General features: G+C 57.5%; 17 protein-coding genes. 7 read left to right on the top strand and 10 right to left on the bottom strand.

The annotated features are described in order from the left end of the window. Nucleotides 1–12: 12 nt before the first annotated feature. Complete coding sequence (locus WD429_RS09245) at nt 13–1,050, bottom strand: low specificity L-threonine aldolase (RefSeq protein ID WP_368421890.1); 1,038 nt, start codon at nt 1,048–1,050, stop codon at nt 13–15. Between the two features lie 183 nt (nt 1,051–1,233). Here WD429_RS09245 and WD429_RS09240 point away from each other — a divergent pair, with 183 nt between their 5' ends. Next, the gene (locus WD429_RS09240) at nt 1,234–2,283 is read left to right on the top strand and encodes a cupin domain-containing protein (RefSeq protein ID WP_368421889.1); all 1,050 of its coding nucleotides are present in this window, start codon (nt 1,234–1,236) and stop codon (nt 2,281–2,283) included. 168 nt (nt 2,284–2,451) lie between these two features. After that, complete coding sequence (locus tag WD429_RS09235; RefSeq protein ID WP_368421961.1) at nt 2,452–3,510, top strand: class I SAM-dependent methyltransferase; 1,059 nt, start codon at nt 2,452–2,454, stop codon at nt 3,508–3,510. A gap of 81 nt (nt 3,511–3,591) precedes the next feature. Here WD429_RS09235 and WD429_RS09230 read toward each other — a convergent pair whose 3' ends face one another. The 4 genes from WD429_RS09230 to WD429_RS09215 all read right to left on the bottom strand — a co-directional run bounded on the left by WD429_RS09230 (nt 3,592) and on the right by WD429_RS09215 (nt 7,298). Continuing rightward, nucleotides 3,592–5,478 (bottom strand): amidohydrolase family protein, encoded by a 1,887-nt coding sequence (locus tag WD429_RS09230; RefSeq protein WP_368421888.1) that lies wholly within the window; start codon nt 5,476–5,478, stop codon nt 3,592–3,594. A 7-nt stretch (nt 5,479–5,485) separates the two neighbouring features. Then, nucleotides 5,486–6,112, bottom strand: a complete 627-nt coding sequence (locus tag WD429_RS09225; RefSeq protein WP_368421887.1) for a TetR/AcrR family transcriptional regulator — start codon at nt 6,110–6,112, stop codon at nt 5,486–5,488. 165 nt (nt 6,113–6,277) lie between these two features. Beyond that, a complete protein-coding gene (locus WD429_RS09220) occupies nt 6,278–6,943 on the bottom strand; it encodes a DNA-3-methyladenine glycosylase I (RefSeq protein ID WP_368421886.1) in 666 nt (221 codons plus the stop codon). 40 nt (nt 6,944–6,983) lie between these two features. Further along, nucleotides 6,984–7,298 (bottom strand): hypothetical protein, encoded by a 315-nt coding sequence (locus WD429_RS09215; RefSeq protein WP_368421885.1) that lies wholly within the window; start codon nt 7,296–7,298, stop codon nt 6,984–6,986. A 426-nt stretch (nt 7,299–7,724) separates the two neighbouring features. Between WD429_RS09215 and WD429_RS09210 the strand changes: the two genes are divergently transcribed. Together WD429_RS09210 and WD429_RS09205 are read left to right on the top strand one after the other, a co-directional pair. Next, entirely contained in the window at nt 7,725–8,240 is a 516-nt protein-coding gene (locus tag WD429_RS09210) for a hypothetical protein (RefSeq protein ID WP_368421884.1), read from the top strand. Nucleotides 8,241–8,296: 56 nt separating this feature from the next. Further along, nucleotides 8,297–8,614, top strand: coding sequence for a DUF3135 domain-containing protein (locus tag WD429_RS09205; RefSeq protein WP_368421883.1), 318 nt, complete (start codon nt 8,297–8,299; stop codon nt 8,612–8,614). 28 nt (nt 8,615–8,642) lie between these two features. On the opposite strand, the gene WD429_RS09200 is transcribed toward WD429_RS09205, so the two are convergent. Both WD429_RS09200 and WD429_RS09195 read right to left on the bottom strand, forming a co-directional pair. Further along, on the bottom strand, nt 8,643–9,863 hold the full coding sequence (locus tag WD429_RS09200; protein ID WP_368421882.1) for a cation:proton antiporter: 1,221 nt from the start codon (nt 9,861–9,863) through the stop codon (nt 8,643–8,645). A gap of 243 nt (nt 9,864–10,106) precedes the next feature. Next, nucleotides 10,107–10,373, bottom strand: coding sequence for a DksA/TraR family C4-type zinc finger protein (locus WD429_RS09195; RefSeq protein WP_368421881.1), 267 nt, complete (start codon nt 10,371–10,373; stop codon nt 10,107–10,109). An 87-nt stretch (nt 10,374–10,460) separates the two neighbouring features. Here WD429_RS09195 and WD429_RS09190 point away from each other — a divergent pair, with 87 nt between their 5' ends. Further along, nucleotides 10,461–11,117 (top strand): TIGR02117 family protein, encoded by a 657-nt coding sequence (locus WD429_RS09190; protein ID WP_368421880.1) that lies wholly within the window; start codon nt 10,461–10,463, stop codon nt 11,115–11,117. A 33-nt stretch (nt 11,118–11,150) separates the two neighbouring features. Here WD429_RS09190 and WD429_RS09185 read toward each other — a convergent pair whose 3' ends face one another. Then, nucleotides 11,151–11,897: an SDR family oxidoreductase gene (locus WD429_RS09185; protein WP_368421879.1), complete on the bottom strand. Its 747-nt coding sequence runs from the start codon at nt 11,895–11,897 to the stop codon at nt 11,151–11,153. Between the two features lie 172 nt (nt 11,898–12,069). Here WD429_RS09185 and WD429_RS09180 point away from each other — a divergent pair, with 172 nt between their 5' ends. Next, nucleotides 12,070–12,885, top strand: a complete 816-nt coding sequence (locus tag WD429_RS09180; protein ID WP_368421878.1) for an alpha/beta fold hydrolase — start codon at nt 12,070–12,072, stop codon at nt 12,883–12,885. Next, nucleotides 12,886–14,424, top strand: a complete 1,539-nt coding sequence (locus WD429_RS09175; protein WP_368421877.1) for an ATP-binding protein — start codon at nt 12,886–12,888, stop codon at nt 14,422–14,424. Between the two features lie 27 nt (nt 14,425–14,451). On the opposite strand, the gene WD429_RS09170 is transcribed toward WD429_RS09175, so the two are convergent. After that, nucleotides 14,452–15,666 (bottom strand): serine hydrolase domain-containing protein, encoded by a 1,215-nt coding sequence (locus tag WD429_RS09170; RefSeq protein WP_368421876.1) that lies wholly within the window; start codon nt 15,664–15,666, stop codon nt 14,452–14,454. 203 nt (nt 15,667–15,869) lie between these two features. Then, the gene (locus tag WD429_RS09165) at nt 15,870–16,067 is read right to left on the bottom strand and encodes a hypothetical protein (RefSeq protein WP_368421875.1); all 198 of its coding nucleotides are present in this window, start codon (nt 16,065–16,067) and stop codon (nt 15,870–15,872) included. Nucleotides 16,068–16,266: the final 199 nt, after the last annotated feature.

Here is a 16,266-nt window from a genome sequence, read left to right as displayed (position 1 = left end):
ATTATCCAGTTTTTAGGGGCGTTCACAAAGCGACTTCACATCGGCAAGAAACCGGTCGACCTGCTGCTCGCTGGTCGACCAGGAACACATCAGCCGTGAGCTGCCCCCGATGAAATCGTAGAAGCGCCAGCCGCGATCACGCAGAGCGGCCTGCAGGGGTTCGGGCAGATCCACAAATACCCCGTTGACCTCGCGCGGGTAGCGCAAGGAAACCCCGGGCAAGCCCTGAAGCCCTTCCGCAAGGCGGGCAGCGCAGGCGTTGGCGTGTTGGGCATTGCTCAGCCAGACATCGTTTTCCAGCAGGCCACACCAGGGGGCCGAGATGTATCGCATCTTGGAGGCCAGTTGCCCGGCCTGCTTGCAGCGCCATTCAAAATCCTCGGCCAGCTGGCGGTTAAAGAAAATCACCGCCTCCCCCAGAGCCAGTCCGTTTTTGGTGCCGGAAAAACACAGCACATCCACGCCGGCTTTCCAGGTGATTTCAGACGGGTGCACGCCCAGGGCGGCGACCGCATTGGCAAAGCGGGCTCCGTCCATATGGACATTCAGTTTGTGCCGGTCAGCCACCGCGCGGATGGCGCGCAATTCGTCCGGGGTGTACACCGTGCCCACTTCGGTGGCCTGGGTAATGCTGACCGCCTTGGGTTTGGGGTAATGAATGTCGGTGCGCTTGGTGACCAGGTGTTCAATGCTCTGGGGTGTGAGTTTGCCATTGCGGCCTTCGCCAAGGAGCAGTTTTGCCCCATTGGACGCGTATTCCGGCCCACCGCACTCATCGGTCTCGATGTGAGCCAGTTCGTGGCAGATCACGCTGTGAAAGGACTGCCCGATAGACGCCAAAGCCAGGGAGTTGGCGGCGGTGCCGTTGAACACAAAAAACACGTCGCAGTCGGTACCGAACAGATCCCGCAGGCCGTCTGCCGCTCTCGTGGTCCAGCGATCCTCACCGTAGGCCGGTTCATCCATCCGGTTGGCCGCCGCCATCGAGTTCCAGGCCTCGGGGCATATTCCGCTGTAATTATCACTGGCGAACTGTTCGGAATCTGACACGTTATGCGCTCCCGCGGTACCCTGAGTTTGCTATGAAACGTCCAAATTACAGGAAAAGCCTCCGATTTCCAGTAGACGTTTGAACATTAAGTGACGGTGAGGAAGCTCTGAGCGCTTTCCGTCTCAGGTTATGGTTGAATAGGGTTTGATCAGACGTTCAGGTGTTAGTCTCGGCAACCTTCAATGACCGGAGCAACCACCATGAGTGAGGATGTGCTTTCCGGATTACTTCGCCGTATTCGCCTGCGCGGGGCTCTGTTTTTCAATGTCGAATGTGTGGGCACCTGGGTCACCGAGGCACCCGCTTCTGCGCTGATTGCCAATGCCGTGATGCCGGGGTCCGAACACCTGATGGAATACCATGTCGTGGTGGGTGGCACCTGTTGGGCCGGTATAACAGGGGAGCCACCGTTTCAAATGAATGCGGGGGATGTCGTGCTCTTTCCCCACGGGGATGCCCACGTGATGTCCAGTGTCCCTGGCTTGCGGGCAGAACCGGACCTTCCGTTCCTGATTGCCAATCTGAAGCTGCGCACCGGCTTACCGTTCATGGTTCGCCAACAAGATGATAAACGCATTCAGCCGGCCGCCCCTCAAACTGAAATCGCCTCTTATCCGCCCGCTGCCACGTTGCTGTGCGGCTTTCTGGGCTGCGACAGCGGTCCGTTCAATCCTATGCTTTCCGCATTACCAAGGGTGATTCATGCCCGAGCCAGCGAGTTGTCGGAGGACAGCTGGGCCGGTCAGCTCGCCAGGCTTGCGGAAACGGAGTCCCGTGGGGCCAGGCCCGGTGGTGAAGCCGTTCTCGAACGGATGAGCGAAATGATGTTAGTTGATCTGGTCCGGCTTTACCTGAGTTCCGTGCCAAAAAGCCAGACCGGATGGCTCGCCGCACTGCGGGATCGACACGTTGCCCGAGTTCTCAGCCTGATGCACAGCCGGCCGGCGGAAGCCTGGACGCTGGCAAAACTCTCTGACCATGCTGGTCTTTCACGCTCCGCGCTGCAGGAGCGGTTTGTCGAGTTGGTCGGTCAACCCCCGATGCATTACCTGAGATGCTGGCGCATTCAGATTGCATCCAATCTGTTGGTCGAGAGCAATGCCAAGATGGCCACCATCGCCCATGAAGTGGGCTATGAATCGGAAGAAGCCTTCAGCCGGTCCTTCAAACGTGCCGTGGGCCAGCCACCCGCGACCTGGCGTCGTGAGCGGTCGGTTCAACAAATCCGGTAGAACAGTCATACGCTCCGGACGGATGATCATTCATCCGGAAGACCTATCCTCCCACTATAGTACTGCCTGCCGCGCGCCCGGTTTCTGAAAGGGAAGAGTGTACGTTCGCTGCTGCGACAGACTCATACCTTTACTGTTTCAGGGAGAAAGATCATGGAAGCCATTCAAATGTTTGATGAAAACAAGCTCAATGCCTTTGTGGGGCAGGTGCTTGGTGACCTGGGAGGCGCGTACAGTGCGGCGCTGGTGAAGATTGGAGATAAACTCGGGCTGTATCGGGAGTTGCAGAGCGGAGGCCCCGCCACTTCGGCGGAACTGGCCGAACGTACCGGCTATTCTGAGCGGTATCTTCGTGAATGGCTGGCCCATCACGCCGCCTCAAACTATCTGGACTACGACGCCTCAACCAAACGGTTCCGGTTGCCCCCGGAACAAGCGATGGTGTTCGCCGACGAAGACAGCCCGGTTTACATGATGGGGGGCTTTGAGAACGCCTTCACCACCTTTGAGAACGAGCCCAAGGTGAGAAATGCATTTCGCACGGGGGAGGGCGTGGCCTGGGGTGACCAGGCTCCGTGCATGTTCTGCGCGGTGGCGAGGTTCTTTCGCCCGGGCTACGTGCACAATCTGGTGCAGAACTGGTTGCCGGCGCTGGACGGCGTGGTCGAAAAGCTCGAACGGGGTGCAAAGGTGGCTGATATCGGCTGCGGCCATGGTCATTCAACGCTGTTGATGGCGACCGCATTTCCGAATTCGACCTTCATCGGTTACGACTTCCACGGTGGCTCCATTGAAGCTGCCAACGAGCATCGTGATGAGGAGGGCCTGGATTCCGGTCGGCTTCGCTTTGAACAGGCAACGGCGGCCGATTTCAAAGAGGGTGATTTTGATCTTGTGACCTGCTTCGATGCCCTGCATGACATGGGCGACCCGGTTGGGGCTGCTGCCCACATAGTCAGGCAGCTCAAGCCGGACGGTACCTGGATGATCGTGGAGCCTATGGCCGGCGATGAGCTGAGTGATAATTTCAACCCGGTAGGGCGGTTGTTCTACGCAGCCTCGACCAGCATCTGCGTGCCTACGGCCCTGGCGCAACAGACGGGGCTCGCGCTTGGTGCCCAGGCTGGCGAGCGTAAACTGACGGAAGTCATCAAGGAGGGTGGTTTCCGACACGTACGCCGGGCGGCGGAAACGCCGTTCAACATTGTTCTGGAAGCGCGCCCGTAACACCGGAGATGAAAGCCCCGGAAGCAACTGCTCCCAGGGCTTTCGTGCTGGATCTGCGGATAGTGTGAACTTAACAACGGATTAAAACGTTGTCTCCAGCACCGTCCCCATTTTCCTGCTGCCTAGTGAGGCATCAAAATCATCCCCCTGCCAGGCCGGATGGCCAGCGATCATCACCAGTGGCACCACGCCGTCGGTGCGGTTAACCAGCTGTTCGTGCTGGAACTCGTCGCGGTACTGGCGCTTAACCGTGTTGTTGTGGTCCAAACGCCGCAGAGCAGACGGATCGATCAACGTCAGGTCTGCCTGATCGCCCACTTCCATGCTGCCTCCTTTCACCCCGAACACGCGAGCCGGGTCACGGGTGAGGCGGCGGACGATGTAGGCCACATCGATATCGCCACCGTCGGAGGCCATCTTCAGCGCCCTCAGGTTGCCATCGTAAAACGCCATGTTGGTCAGGTGAGCCCCGCTGTCATTAAATCCTGGCAGTAGCTGGCGGTCCATCAACAGGTTGCGCACCATGCCTTCGTCGCGGTTGGCGGAAACGGTGTGCCAGCTCAGATCCCGGTCAAACGCCCGCAGCATGGCCAGCACGAAATCGCCTTCGTCCTTTACGTTGGTGAAGTAATCTTTCAGCAGGGTGGTCTCTGCTCCCCCCCCCTGGACGGCCTCGTCTGAGTTGGCGGCCTTTACCCGGTCAAACACGTCCGCAAAGGTTTTGCCTTCCCACGCTTTGAGCGGGCAGACGTCGATGGTCATGTCTTCCAGAGTGCGGTTGAACGCATAATCTTCGAGCCGTAACAGGCGTTTGAGGCGGCTCAGGCCGAAACCGGTTTTGCCGCTCATCCACATCGCCTTGAAGCGTTGAATGTACTCTGGATCGTTGAGGATTTTCATCCGGCCTTCGCGGTCTTCCAGTTCGGTTTCGTTAAGAATCCGCAGCTCTTCGATTTCCTCGGACAGCGGCGTTACCGCGCCATCGGACCAGACCTTGAAGGGCGCAGCCAGGGCCTGCATGTGAAAGTCGCCCTTCAGCAAGCGGGAGTTAAGTACCCGCGCCAGCAAGCGGGCCAGCCGTATGATCTTGCGATTGCTCTGCACATCCAGTGCCGCCACCACCGTGGTTTTCAGCGGTTTGCCGTGGAGCCGGCCGCAGCTGAGCAAAAAGGTTTTGAGGGTGCCAATGGTGCTGTCCTTGGGTGGCGTTGCCTGCCACACGCCGCCTTTGCGACGCACCACGTCCGTCAACCGTTTGATTTCGGCGTACTTGGCAAACTGGGTGGGAATGGTCTTGCGGGTATTGGGCTGGTTCGCCAGATAGTGGAAAGGCAGGGCGTCGGTGGAAAAGCCAGCGTAACCGTCATCCAGCGCCTGTTCCAGCAGTGCCTCCATCGCCTGCAACTCGTCTTCGGTGGGCTCTCTGGAGATGCTGGCGTCAAAGCCCATTACTTCAATTCTGAGCATGGAATGGGGCAGCATGGTCACCAGGTTTGGGCCGAGGCTGAGCTTGTTCAGGTGCTGCAGGTAGGCCTTCGGGTTTTCCCAGTCCACTTTGTCCGCGGTGGCGCGAAGCACCTCTTTTGGAATATTTTCGACCCGGGCGTAGCAGTCCACAATCGGGTCAGCGCCGTCCTTGCGCTGGGAACCAAAAGCCAGCCCCAGGCTGCAGTTGGCGATGACCACGGTGGTGGTGCCGTGACGAACGGATTCCGGCAGCCCCGGTGCAACTTCCAGCTCGAGATCGTAATGGGTGTGGATATCAAACAGCCCGGGCATGGCCCAGTATTCGCTGCCATCGATAACCTTGCGTGCACTGTTTGGGTCCAGTCCTTCGCCCCGGGCGGCTATTTTGCCGTCGGCAATGGCGATGTCCTCGCGGCGGGGCAACTCGCCGGTGCCGTCAAAAACCTTGGCACCGTGAATCAGGTAATCCCAGGTAACAGAGTCTGTTGCAGCGTTGTTCATGATGGTCTCACGTTTTGTGGTTCTGAATGTTGGTCTGGCTTTCAAAATAGGCGGCCAGTATTTGCGTGCCTTTCTCGATCAGGTCGTCCCGCTTTACATCGTCATGCCCCTGGAAAACATGCCGGTGAACGATGCCCTCGGCCATGGCAAACAGGCAGAACGCGGTGGTTTCCACATCGTCCCGCACATACCGGGCAACGAATGCCCGCACCCGCTCCATCAGCACTGCTTCGCCCTCGTCCATCAGCTGTTCCAGGGCAGGGTCTACCCGTCGGCGATACTCCAGCACGTCATGAAGCCCGGATTCCTGCTGATGCAAATCATAGAGAAATCCAAGTGCCTGGCGGAAAACATCACGGATGTTGGTGCCAGCGCCAGGCGTTAACTCAAGCCGCGCCTTCGGCACGGTGAGGTGATCGTGCAGTTCAGCAAACCGCTGGCGGGTGATTTCCAGAAGCACGTCGTGCTTGTTGTGGAAATATTGATAGAAGGTGCCCGTGGCAACGCCAGCGCGGTCGGCAATGGACTTCGCCGTGGTGGCCTCAAAGCCATGAACGGAAAATTCACCGAACGCGGCGGCCAGTAGCGCGTTGCGTTTGCGGATGGCTCTTTGCTGTCTGGGTGCTGGTTTCATAGCGGATTCCAAAGTGTGTCATGCAGGATAAACAAAAATTAAACCTGACGTCAAGTTCAGGTATTGGAGGGTAACCCATTCCCATGACCAACCGCGTAACAGTCATTACTGCATTCGCTGGGGCATTCTGAACGGGCGGATACGGGCGTGCAGACGGCTAATTGATCAATCCACCGTCATCGACAGGATTCTCGATAGGTGGCTGTAGGGCAGGCCTGTTTCCTCGTGCCAACGGTTGAAGGCTTGCTGTGCCTGCATCAGCCCTTTTTTGCTGCCGGGCGAGGCGTCCAGCATCTCTTCTCGATACAACGCGGCAATGACATCCCGGGAGAGGATAAAACCGTCCCAGCCGACCCAGCGTAGAAAATACTGGGCGGTGTTGCCACCCAGCCGGGCTCCGTTGCGTTTCAGCCAGAGCAACAGTCCGGCCTGGTCGCTGCTGGGCCAGTCCGCGAGGAATCGCCCGAAACTCCCGTGCTCCCGGGAGGCATCCACAATCATCCGGGCGTTTTCCGGTACCGTGAGGATTTTCTGGGTGTTGCGCACAATCCGCTCATCACCAGACAACCGCTCCAGCACCTCCGGCGGCACCTGCTGCCAGTAAACCGGCACAAACCCGTCGAAGGCGGCCTCAAACCCTGGCCACTTGTTATCGATCACCCGCCAGACAAAGCCCGCTTTGAACACACAACGGGTCAATTCTGACAAAAAGCGGTCATCACTCAGAGCTTCCAGTTCGCCCGGTTCCGAAACTCTGGGTAACCGGGCGCGTATTTCAGATTCGCCGCCTTTCTGAATAACGGCCTGTTCGTAGAGTCGGGAAAACGTCATAACAATGTCTGGAAGCCTTGTAAGTCAGTTCTTAATTGCTTCAGTAGGCGGAATCACCGCCCCCCTGTTCGTAACGAACCTTGGAATCGCGCATCAGCTTGGTGCCTTCGCGGGTCATTTCACGGCCTTCTTCTACCATGCGCTCGCCCTCGCGAATTCTTTCCTGACCGTCCCTGATCCGTTTCTCACCTTTTCCCACCAATGCCTCACCCTCGGACCACTGTTCGCCTACCACTCTCAGCGCAGTGCCCTCATCCTGAATCTGCTCACCGTAGGTGGGCTCACGGAATCCTGCGCAAGAACTCAGAGTGCTAACAACGACAGTCAGAAGCAATACGTGCAGTATATTTTTCATTTCGCTGTTCCCCCTGGTAGATGCTGAAAAGTTCAACAATGAAAGAACTTGGCCGATACCGAGCCAACATTGGCCGGATAGAACTAAGAACACCCGGAATTACTTTAAGTTCCCAAGCCTGAAGAATTTTCTAGAGACAATGGTCATGTTGGAGAAAGGCGTTTCGGCCAGGGTGGTGGGCCGTAAACTGTGTAAAACCTACCGCCAACTCGGTAATTTTTACTCGATCAGTCCAACTGGCGTTGCCAGGCCGCCGGCGCGATCCCATGAGGAAAACGCGGTTAATACAACAGGTAACTGCTTGCTTCGCATATTTTTCTAGAAAAACACGCCATAACCGGTGGTGGCATGCCTTCTGCACGTCATTAGTGGGTGCATAGCGCTCCAGGCGCTTGTCGAGACTTTTATTCGCAAAAGGAAAACCATATGCACAAGCTACTGAAGTCCTTACTTATAACCGCAGCCATCGCCCCCTCTTTGGTGTTTGCTCAGGCAATGGAGGGTGACCGGGAAGTCACTATCAGCGGCCAGGGTCAAAGCGATAAGGATCTGGATAACAGCGTCTTCGCCATGACCGCAAGCTACGGCCGATACTACAGCGACCGAAGTCTGTTCGGCGTGCGTCAGTCCCTCAGCTTCTCCGACCGTGACGGCGAAAGTACGGACTTTGATGGCGCGACTGTGGGCTTTTATGACTATCATTTCGGCAGAAGCGATTTCCGTCCCTATATTGGTGCGAATCTGGGCTACAACTACGGTGATCGTACCGATGAAACTTTCTCAGGTGGTCCTGAAGCCGGCCTGAAGTACTACGTTCTGAACAAGACATTCGTGCAGGGGACGGTGCAATATCAATTCCTGTTCGACAGCTCGAGCGAAGTGGATGATAATTTTGACGACGGTATTCTCTACTACGCCGTTGGCATGGGTTACAACTTCTGAACTAGGCCAGGGCACAGACCCTGGGCCACACAGATTCAGGCAGGGACGTTATGGATATGCCCACGTTCGATGAGCTCAGGGAATTGCTCCAGCGTGACCCGGAAGGCTTTGAGATATTGCGCGCAGAATTGATAGAAGCACGCATCCAAGACTGTTCTGCGTGCCATCAACGCCGGCTGCGGGGCCTTCAGTTTGTGATTGATGCGCGGCGACGGTTAGCCGGCAGTCCGGTAAAGGCACTGCTTGATATTCAGGGCATGATGTACGACTGTTTGCACGGTCTGCAGCAGGCCCTGCTTGGCGAGCAGGGCCTGCCTGAGCCATCGTCCCGGAAGAGCGCACGAATCCTGCACTTTCGACCATACCAAGGATGATGTCGCGACTGCTGGCTTTTACAGTTTCCTACCGCTTCCCATAGCGACCGCCATAGTACTTCGCCAGCGGTGCGGCAGTCATGCCGTGCACCACCAGTGAGGCGGCCACCAGCAGACTGGCACCCACCCAGACCGTCTCATTGCCGGTCTCGTGGTACACCACCATGGCGTAGAAAACCGCTGCCACGCCGATGGGCCCGAACCAGCCAGCCAACAAGGCCACCGGCAGATCCCGCCAAAGCCGGATGACAGGACGTAACAGCAGTATTATCGGCAGACGGCGCAGTACCAGAGTCGCCAGGGCCAGGCCCAGCCCGGCCCAGCCAAGATTCAGCCAGCCAGACCAGGGGATCATCAGGCCAACCAGCATGAATACCGGTAGTGTGAGGAAAAGATTAACAGCCTCCTGGATTTCGCTCTCTTCACTACGGTCTTTGCCCCCGACCCGCTGATCGAAGGCAATGCCGGTGACAAACACAGCCAGAATGCTGTCCGTGCCCATAAGTTTGGCGGCACCCAAGGCCAGCAGTGTCAGCGCCAGGGTAGTGACCAGGAAGGAGGGCTGGTCAATCAGGTCGCGGGCCTCTGCCACGCGCAGGGCAGTGCCGGCCAGGTAGCCCATCAGGGCACCGATGGCCACCGCCCCCAGTACTTGCCATCCCAGAACATGGACAAACCATTCCTGAAGCGCGGTGTGCGAACTTTTGATCAGCAAAATCGGCAACATGACGAGCGGCAGGGCCAGTCCGTCGTTCAGGGCGGCCTCCGCTGACAGGGTATGGCGGAAGCGGCCAGGCAAATTTTTGGTTGCCACGCCACCCGTGACGATTGAGCTGGAGACAACCGGGTCGGTGGCGCACACTGAGGCCCCCAACATAAGGGCAGTCATTAGCGCCACGTCAAGAAATCCCAGTGCCAGCCCGCTGCTTATCAACCACATCAGCGGCATCCCGAGCCCCAGAATGACCATCAGGGTCCGGCTGTGGTCGAACACGAATCTTGGCGGCAGACGCAGGGCGATACCCATGAGACTGACCCCCAGGCTCACGCGAGCTACTTCTTCCAGGATCTTCATCTCATGGCCCCAGCCGGCGGGGTCCAGCCAGCCCAATACGGGGCCCGCGAGCACTCCCAGCAGGAACGCCAGCAAGGGCAGAGACAAGATGCTTCGGTTAAGCAACCGGGACACCATCCCGATCAACAGGACCGTTGCGCCGACCAGCGCCAGGGCGATATTGAGTTCGCTCACGCTACACGCCTCATTACAGGTTGGAATTCACGAAGGACCAATAGAGCCCTGTTAGTTTGGCCCCAATTTTCCGGACTTCAAGGACTGCCATCGAAGTTGATCTGCTGGAACGCTTCTCGCTCGTCAGGCGAACGATACAACGGCAGGTTATCGAGTCGCTGATCCCTGTTGCTCGGGGTGCCGGCCCTTTATCAGGCATTCCCCCATGGGCCGATCCTCATCCTGCGACGACAGCGCCGAAGGCTACCGGAGTTGACTGTCCTTACTGCCACGGCGGTTAATGCCGCCTGAATAATGCGCCTGCTTTTCCAGAGCAGACTGACACGCAACACACAGGCGAACTCCGGGAATCGCTGTGCGCCGTTCCTCGGGAATAGCACGGTCACACTCTTCACAATGGGTGGCGCTCTCCCCGGTTACCAGCTGGCTACGCGCGCGTTGCACGGCGTCCTCCACGCTCGCATCAATTTGATCCTGAACGGCACCATCTTTTGACCAACCACCAGCCATAGCGCTCTCCTCTTGCACCCCAGCCTGTTTCCAGGCCCTGGTACTGTTAGTGTAGGTTACTGCAGCCAATTGCAATGGGGTATCAGGATGAAAGCCGCCGGCCTGCTTATCGTGTTTCTCGCCCTTTACGGGTGCTCCGGGAAACCCTATGGCATCGACACAAACATCACGGCAGACAGCGCTCTCACAAACAGAGTGTACGTTGTGAGCCATGGCTGGCATGTAGGGCTCGTTATTGCCGCTGAAGACCTCAACCTATCAATCCCGGGCCTGAAAGAACGGTTCCCAGAGGCCGAGTATTACGAACTTGGCTGGGGTGACGAGGGGTTCTACCAGGCCCGGGAGATCACCGCAGGTGTGACCCTGAGGGCGATAGTCTGGTCACGGGGCACTGTTATGCACGTTGTGGCATTGCCGGTTTCTCCCGTTGAGTACTTCGCGGGGAGCGAAGTGGTGGATACTTGCCTGAGCGCTGAGGGCACCGATGCCCTGAACCGGTACCTGTCCAACAGCTTTGCCCGAGAGACCGCCAACAACCTGGTTGAACTCGAGCGCGGGATTTACGGTGATAGCCAGTTCTACAGGGGCGAAGGCCGGTACCACCTGCTCAATACCAGTAATAAATGGGTCGCGAAGGCGCTACAAAGCGCCGGGATGGAGATAGCGCCCACCTTCAGGCTGACGGCCGGCAGTGTTATGGGGCATGTTGTCGAGAACCGCAGTGACTGCGCCTTGAAAAGGTGAAAGAGTAACCATGCTTTTCAAGCACGCACCCGGTCACATGGCTCTGGCAAATAAACCGAAAGGCAGCGCCTTCAGTACATAGCTGAGCGGTGTCCAGGGCCACCAGGGCACATAAGCGCGGCGTTTTTCGGAATCAATGGCTTTCACCAATGCCTTGACGCCGGTATTGAGGTCCACCCGGAAAGGGGCATTGTCTGTACCGCGGTTGATATCCGTCAGAATGTAGCCGGGCAGAATGTTGCTGACGTTAATGGGCTTGCCCCGGGTATCCAGTTGCAGGCCCTCAGCCAGCGAGGCCACGGCGGCTTTGGTGGCGGCATACACGTTCAGCGGGCCCCGGAACCCACGAACACCGCTGACCGATGACATCAGCACCAGATGGCCGCTGTTCTGTTCCCGGAAAATTTCCATGGCCGCCTCGCTCTGGGCGATGGCCGCGATAAAGTTGGTTTCTGCCGTGTGTCGGTTGGCGGCAAAGTGCCCGCGCCCGATTGGCTGGGAACTGCCAATGCCCGCATTCACCACCACGCGATCTAGACTGCCCAGCTCCTCCCGGAACCCCCGGAACACCTCAAATACCTGATCGTAATCGCACACATCCAGCCCCCGGACCAACACCCGAATGTTGGGGTAGGCCTGCTGCAATTCCCGCTGCAGCGCCTCCAGCTTATCGGCCCGCCGCGCACACAGTGCAAGGTTGCAGCCCTTGGCGGCCCATTCGCGGGCCATGCCTTCGCCAAGACCGGTACTGGCACCGGTGATCAGGATATTCTTTCGCATGGGTTTTGCCTTGTTATATTCGGATGGTTTGCGCTCAGACTAGCATGAATGGCATTCATGGGAATGGGGCGTGGCGGGTTTTGCCCCGTTTCCGCCTTGGACGCTCTTTTGCCTTGGGTCTATGCTTAAATCAGAGGTGCCCGACGTGAGTCAGCGGCGCAAGGAGTGGTCGATGAACCGACAGAAAATTGTGCGCAGGAACAACGTCCACCTGATTGGAGATGGACCGCGCACTATGATGCTTGCCCATGGGTTTGGTTGCGATCAGACCATGTGGCGATACCTGGTACCACGCTTGCGAGAGCATTACACATTGGTGCTTTTTGATTATGTTGGGTCAGGCGGTTCGGAACTATCGGCGTTTGATCCGGATCGCTACGGGTCACTGGAGGGCTATGCGAGAGACATCACCGAGATTTGTGAGGCACTTGAACTTCAGGACGTGGTGCTCGTGGGCCACTCGGTGAGCAGCATGATCGGTCTTATTGCGTCCCAGGAAAATCCGGTCCTCTTTAACCGGTTGGTGATGATCTGTCCCTCTCCCTGTTTCCTGAATATACCCCCCGACTACCTGGGCGGCTTTGAGCGGGAGGACCTCCAGGAACTCCTTGACCTGATGGAGAGAAATTATCTGGGCTGGGCCAGCTTCATGGCCCCGCTGATCATGGGACGCGAAGCACCACCAGAACTGATTGATGATCTGGCCAAAAGCTTCTGTTCTACCGATATCAGAGCTGCCAGGGCTTTCGCCCGGGCGACGTTCTTTTCGGATTATCGCCACATCCTTCCCGATGCAAAGCACCCCGCGCTGATTCTGCAGAGCGAAACCGACGCCTTGGCCGAGCAAAGGATTGGTCTTTACATGCATGAACGGATGCCTGGCAGTACGTTTTCGTTGATCAAGGGGGAGGGCCACTGCCTCCATATGACTCACCCTGCCGAAGTGGCGGATGTCATTGAACGTTTTTGCGCCGACCGGAGTCGCTGAATGCAGGCGTTTGCCGAATTCGGCCCTGAAAAGTTCCCCTGCGGTTGCCTGGTAACCACGGGGCCGGGCACGCCGGGTGATCGAATGATTGTGTTTGCGAACCCGTATTTCTATAACCGGCTGGGTTTCACCAGCGGCACCCTGGTTGGGCAAGCTCTTGCCTCCGTGCTCACCCCCGCATCCCGCATCATTCTCGACAGTTTTATGCTGCCCATGCTCAAACATGAAGGAAAAGTGGAAGAGATTCTGCTGGAGATACTCAGCTCCGACGCTGAACGCGTGCCCGTGGTGGTGAATGCGGTAATCGACCGGCCGGGAGAAGAATACATCTACTGGAGCTTGTTTCGAGCCGTTCAGCGCGACAAGCTGTACAAAGAACTGAACCAGACCCGGGACATGGCCGAGGAGGCAAACCGGGCAAAATCCCGATTTCTTTCCAGCATGAGCCACGAGTTGCGCACCCCAATGAACGCCATTCTTGGTTTCAGCCAGATCATGAAAGCCGACCCAGCTTTTCCCGAAAGCCACAGGAGCGGTGTCGACGAAATCATCAAAGCGGGTCATCATCTGCTCGAACTGATCAACGAGGTTCTTGACCTGGCGCGGGTGGAAGCGGGGCAGATCGACCTGTCACTGGAGCCGGTTCCGGTCACCACGGCCATTGAAGGCGTACTGAGACTGGTGCGGCCACTGGCCGACAAGCGAGGCATACAGTGCCGCCTCACCGGTACCGCAAACCTGGGCGTGATAGCCGACCGCACCCGCCTTAATCAGGTGCTGCTGAACCTGGTCTCCAATGCCATCAAGTACAACCGCGACGGCGGTGAGGTTACCGTGAATGTTCAGCGCGTTCAGGAGAACAACCACGCCCAGGTGCGTTTGTCCATTTCCGATACTGGGCCAGGCATCGACCCTGAGGATCTGGCTGGCTTGGCCGCCCCCTTTCACCGTCTGCAGAGCGAGGACAGCGGCATTGAAGGCACAGGCATTGGCCTGACGATCACCCGGCAGATCGTCAAAGCCATGGACGGAACCCTGGGGATCAGCAGCAAGGTCGGCGCAGGCAGTACGTTCTGGATAGAGCTGCCCGAATGCCAGCCAAAGGTTCCGGTGCCGGAAACTCCGGCGGAAAAGCCCGCCGCTGATTCCGCAGCAGCACCGCAGCAACCGTCAGACATCGTGCTGTACATCGAGGACAACCCGGTCAATCTCATGCTGGTGGAGCAATTCATCCGCCGCCATGGTAAGGCCCGGATGGTGCCTGCAGATTCCCCGGAGAAAGGCATTGAACTGGCGACCACCCTCAAGCCGGCGGTTATCCTGCTGGATCTCAGCATGCCGGAAATGGACGGCTTTCAGGTATTAGAAATACTGAAGGCGAAACCGGCATTGGCGGGCGTGCCCATCATCGCCATGACCGCCCATGCCTTGCCCGCAGACATCCAACGGGGCAAGGCCGCCGGCTTCGACGACTACCTGACCAAGCCCCTGAAACTGAAACATTTCTTTCAGGTTCTGGACCGGTATCTTGCGGGTTAAACCCGGCCCACGGAACCCAGGAAACCGTTACACCAACGCGCCATTAACAATAGCCCGCAACTCCTGACGGATCGGGTAAGTCGATGAGGGGATCAATTGCGTCATGAAGATCACCACCAGTTCCTCCACAGGATCGATAAAAAAGTTAGTGCTCGCCAGGCCACCCCAACCATACTCGCCGACCGATCCGTTGATCTGGGATTGGGCGACGTCAGTCTTTACTGAAAAGCCCAGACCGAAGCCACTCCCGGCATAAGGTGTCTCGCTGAACGCACCGACGGAGAGGCCTGGCAGGTCCTGATTGCCGGGTAGATGATTGCGACGCATGAATTCCAGAGTCTTTCGACCAATAATCCGCCGCCCGCCAAACTCCCCGCCCTGACAGAGCGCCTGGGCAAAGTGGAAATAATCGTCAATGGTGGAAACCAGCCCGCCGCCGCCAGACAAAAACTTCCTTTCGTGCCGGAAAGGGGACGTCTGCGGATCGTCCTGCAGCTTGAACTGATCGACGGGATCGTACTGATAGCAGGCGGCGAAGCGGTCAAGCTGATCGTCACGAACCTGGAAGCCGGTGTCGCGCATGCCCAAAGGTTCAAAGATATGCTCGCGCAGATACTCATCAAACGGCTTATCAGCCAGCAACTGCACCAGATACCCCAGCACATCCGTGCTGACCGAATAGTTCCAGGCGGTACCCGGTGAGAACTCCAGCGGCAGTTCCGCCAGCTGATCGACCAGCGCTTCCAGCGTCATATTCCGGCTGCCATCCAGCTTCAGCTCCCGGTAAGCAGCGTCAACGTTGGTGCGGTTCATAAACCCGTAGGTCAGGCCTGACATATGGGTGAACAGGTCGCGAATGGTCATGGTGCTGGTGGCGGGTGTGGTCAGGAAGTTGGGATAAACACCGCTTTTGTAAACCCGCAGGTTTTTCCAGGCCGGAATATACTTGTGTACGGGATCATCCAGCAAAAACCGCCCCTGCTCATAGAGCTGCATCATGGCGATAGACGTAATCGGCTTGGTCATGGAATAAATGCGGAAAACCGTATCCCGGCAGACCGGCTTGTTGCGCTCCACATCCATCAGCCCCTGGGCTTTCAGATAGGCAATTTCCCCACGCCGGGCCACCAGTGTCAGCGCGCCGGGCAATTTCCCCGGTTGGATATAGCGCCGGTCAAGATGGTCTGCAATGCGAGTAAGATAGTCTGGTGAGAGGCCGGTGACCTGTTTGGATTCCGTCATAGAGATAATAACTTCTTGTTTGGTTTTGAAGGAATTGTGGCGTTATTAAACGATGATCCCTGAACTTACGGCCAGGGGCAAAAAATAAATCTGTCAGATTTACGGCGTTCATAGCCAGCGACGAATCCGCTGCTCATAGGCCCGGAATTCATCACCGAACAACGCCCGTAGGGCTCGCTCTTCAGGAGCAATCTGAAAGTGATTCATATGGTGGTATTTGCACGCCGGAACGAGATCACGCCGGCCAGCGGGAAGAGCGTGCCCAGTAGAAACAGGGCGGCAGCAACAAACAAACGGAGCGTGTCACCGATCTTGATGGGAGGGCTCACGGCTGCGATGCCCCACATCGCAAACGCCACAATCACAACCAGAGCCAGGGGCGGAATGCGTTTTTCCAGCATGTACTTCCTCCTTTTCCAGCCTTCATCAAGCCAAGCCCGACCAGAATGGAGAGAGCACAAGCTATTGTCGAGACATTCAACATAAGGGAACCAAAAACGTTTAGCCCGCCTGGCCACCAGCGGGAAAAGCTGACATATCCATCCACATCGCCTCCCAAACGTGGCCATCGGGATCCGCCAGGTTCCGGTTATACATAAA

Source organism: Marinobacter sp. (assembly GCF_040904845.1).
Taxonomy (GTDB): domain Bacteria; phylum Pseudomonadota; class Gammaproteobacteria; order Pseudomonadales; family Oleiphilaceae; genus Marinobacter.
This window is presented reverse-complemented; position numbering and strand designations above follow the sequence as displayed.

Bases quoted from the DNA above. Each gene is read 5' to 3' on its own strand.
- WD429_RS09240 (WP_368421889.1), top strand. From the start codon at position 1,234: ATGACCGGAGCAACCACCATGAGTGAGGATGTGCTTTCCGGATTACTT.
- WD429_RS09235 (WP_368421961.1), top strand. From the start codon at position 2,452: ATGTTTGATGAAAACAAGCTCAATGCCTTTGTGGGGCAGGTGCTTGGT.
- WD429_RS09230 (WP_368421888.1), bottom strand. From the start codon at position 5,478: ATGAACAACGCTGCAACAGACTCTGTTACCTGGGATTACCTGATTCAC.
- WD429_RS09225 (WP_368421887.1), bottom strand. From the start codon at position 6,112: ATGAAACCAGCACCCAGACAGCAAAGAGCCATCCGCAAACGCAACGCG.
- WD429_RS09220 (WP_368421886.1), bottom strand. From the start codon at position 6,943: ATGACGTTTTCCCGACTCTACGAACAGGCCGTTATTCAGAAAGGCGGC.
- WD429_RS09215 (WP_368421885.1), bottom strand. From the start codon at position 7,298: ATGAAAAATATACTGCACGTATTGCTTCTGACTGTCGTTGTTAGCACT.
- WD429_RS09210 (WP_368421884.1), top strand. From the start codon at position 7,725: ATGCACAAGCTACTGAAGTCCTTACTTATAACCGCAGCCATCGCCCCC.
- WD429_RS09205 (WP_368421883.1), top strand. From the start codon at position 8,297: ATGCCCACGTTCGATGAGCTCAGGGAATTGCTCCAGCGTGACCCGGAA.
- WD429_RS09195 (WP_368421881.1), bottom strand. From the start codon at position 10,373: ATGGCTGGTGGTTGGTCAAAAGATGGTGCCGTTCAGGATCAAATTGAT.
- WD429_RS09190 (WP_368421880.1), top strand. From the start codon at position 10,461: ATGAAAGCCGCCGGCCTGCTTATCGTGTTTCTCGCCCTTTACGGGTGC.
- WD429_RS09185 (WP_368421879.1), bottom strand. From the start codon at position 11,897: ATGCGAAAGAATATCCTGATCACCGGTGCCAGTACCGGTCTTGGCGAA.
- WD429_RS09180 (WP_368421878.1), top strand. From the start codon at position 12,070: ATGAACCGACAGAAAATTGTGCGCAGGAACAACGTCCACCTGATTGGA.
- WD429_RS09175 (WP_368421877.1), top strand. From the start codon at position 12,886: ATGCAGGCGTTTGCCGAATTCGGCCCTGAAAAGTTCCCCTGCGGTTGC.
- WD429_RS09170 (WP_368421876.1), bottom strand. From the start codon at position 15,666: ATGACGGAATCCAAACAGGTCACCGGCCTCTCACCAGACTATCTTACT.
- WD429_RS09165 (WP_368421875.1), bottom strand. From the start codon at position 16,067: ATGCTGGAAAAACGCATTCCGCCCCTGGCTCTGGTTGTGATTGTGGCG.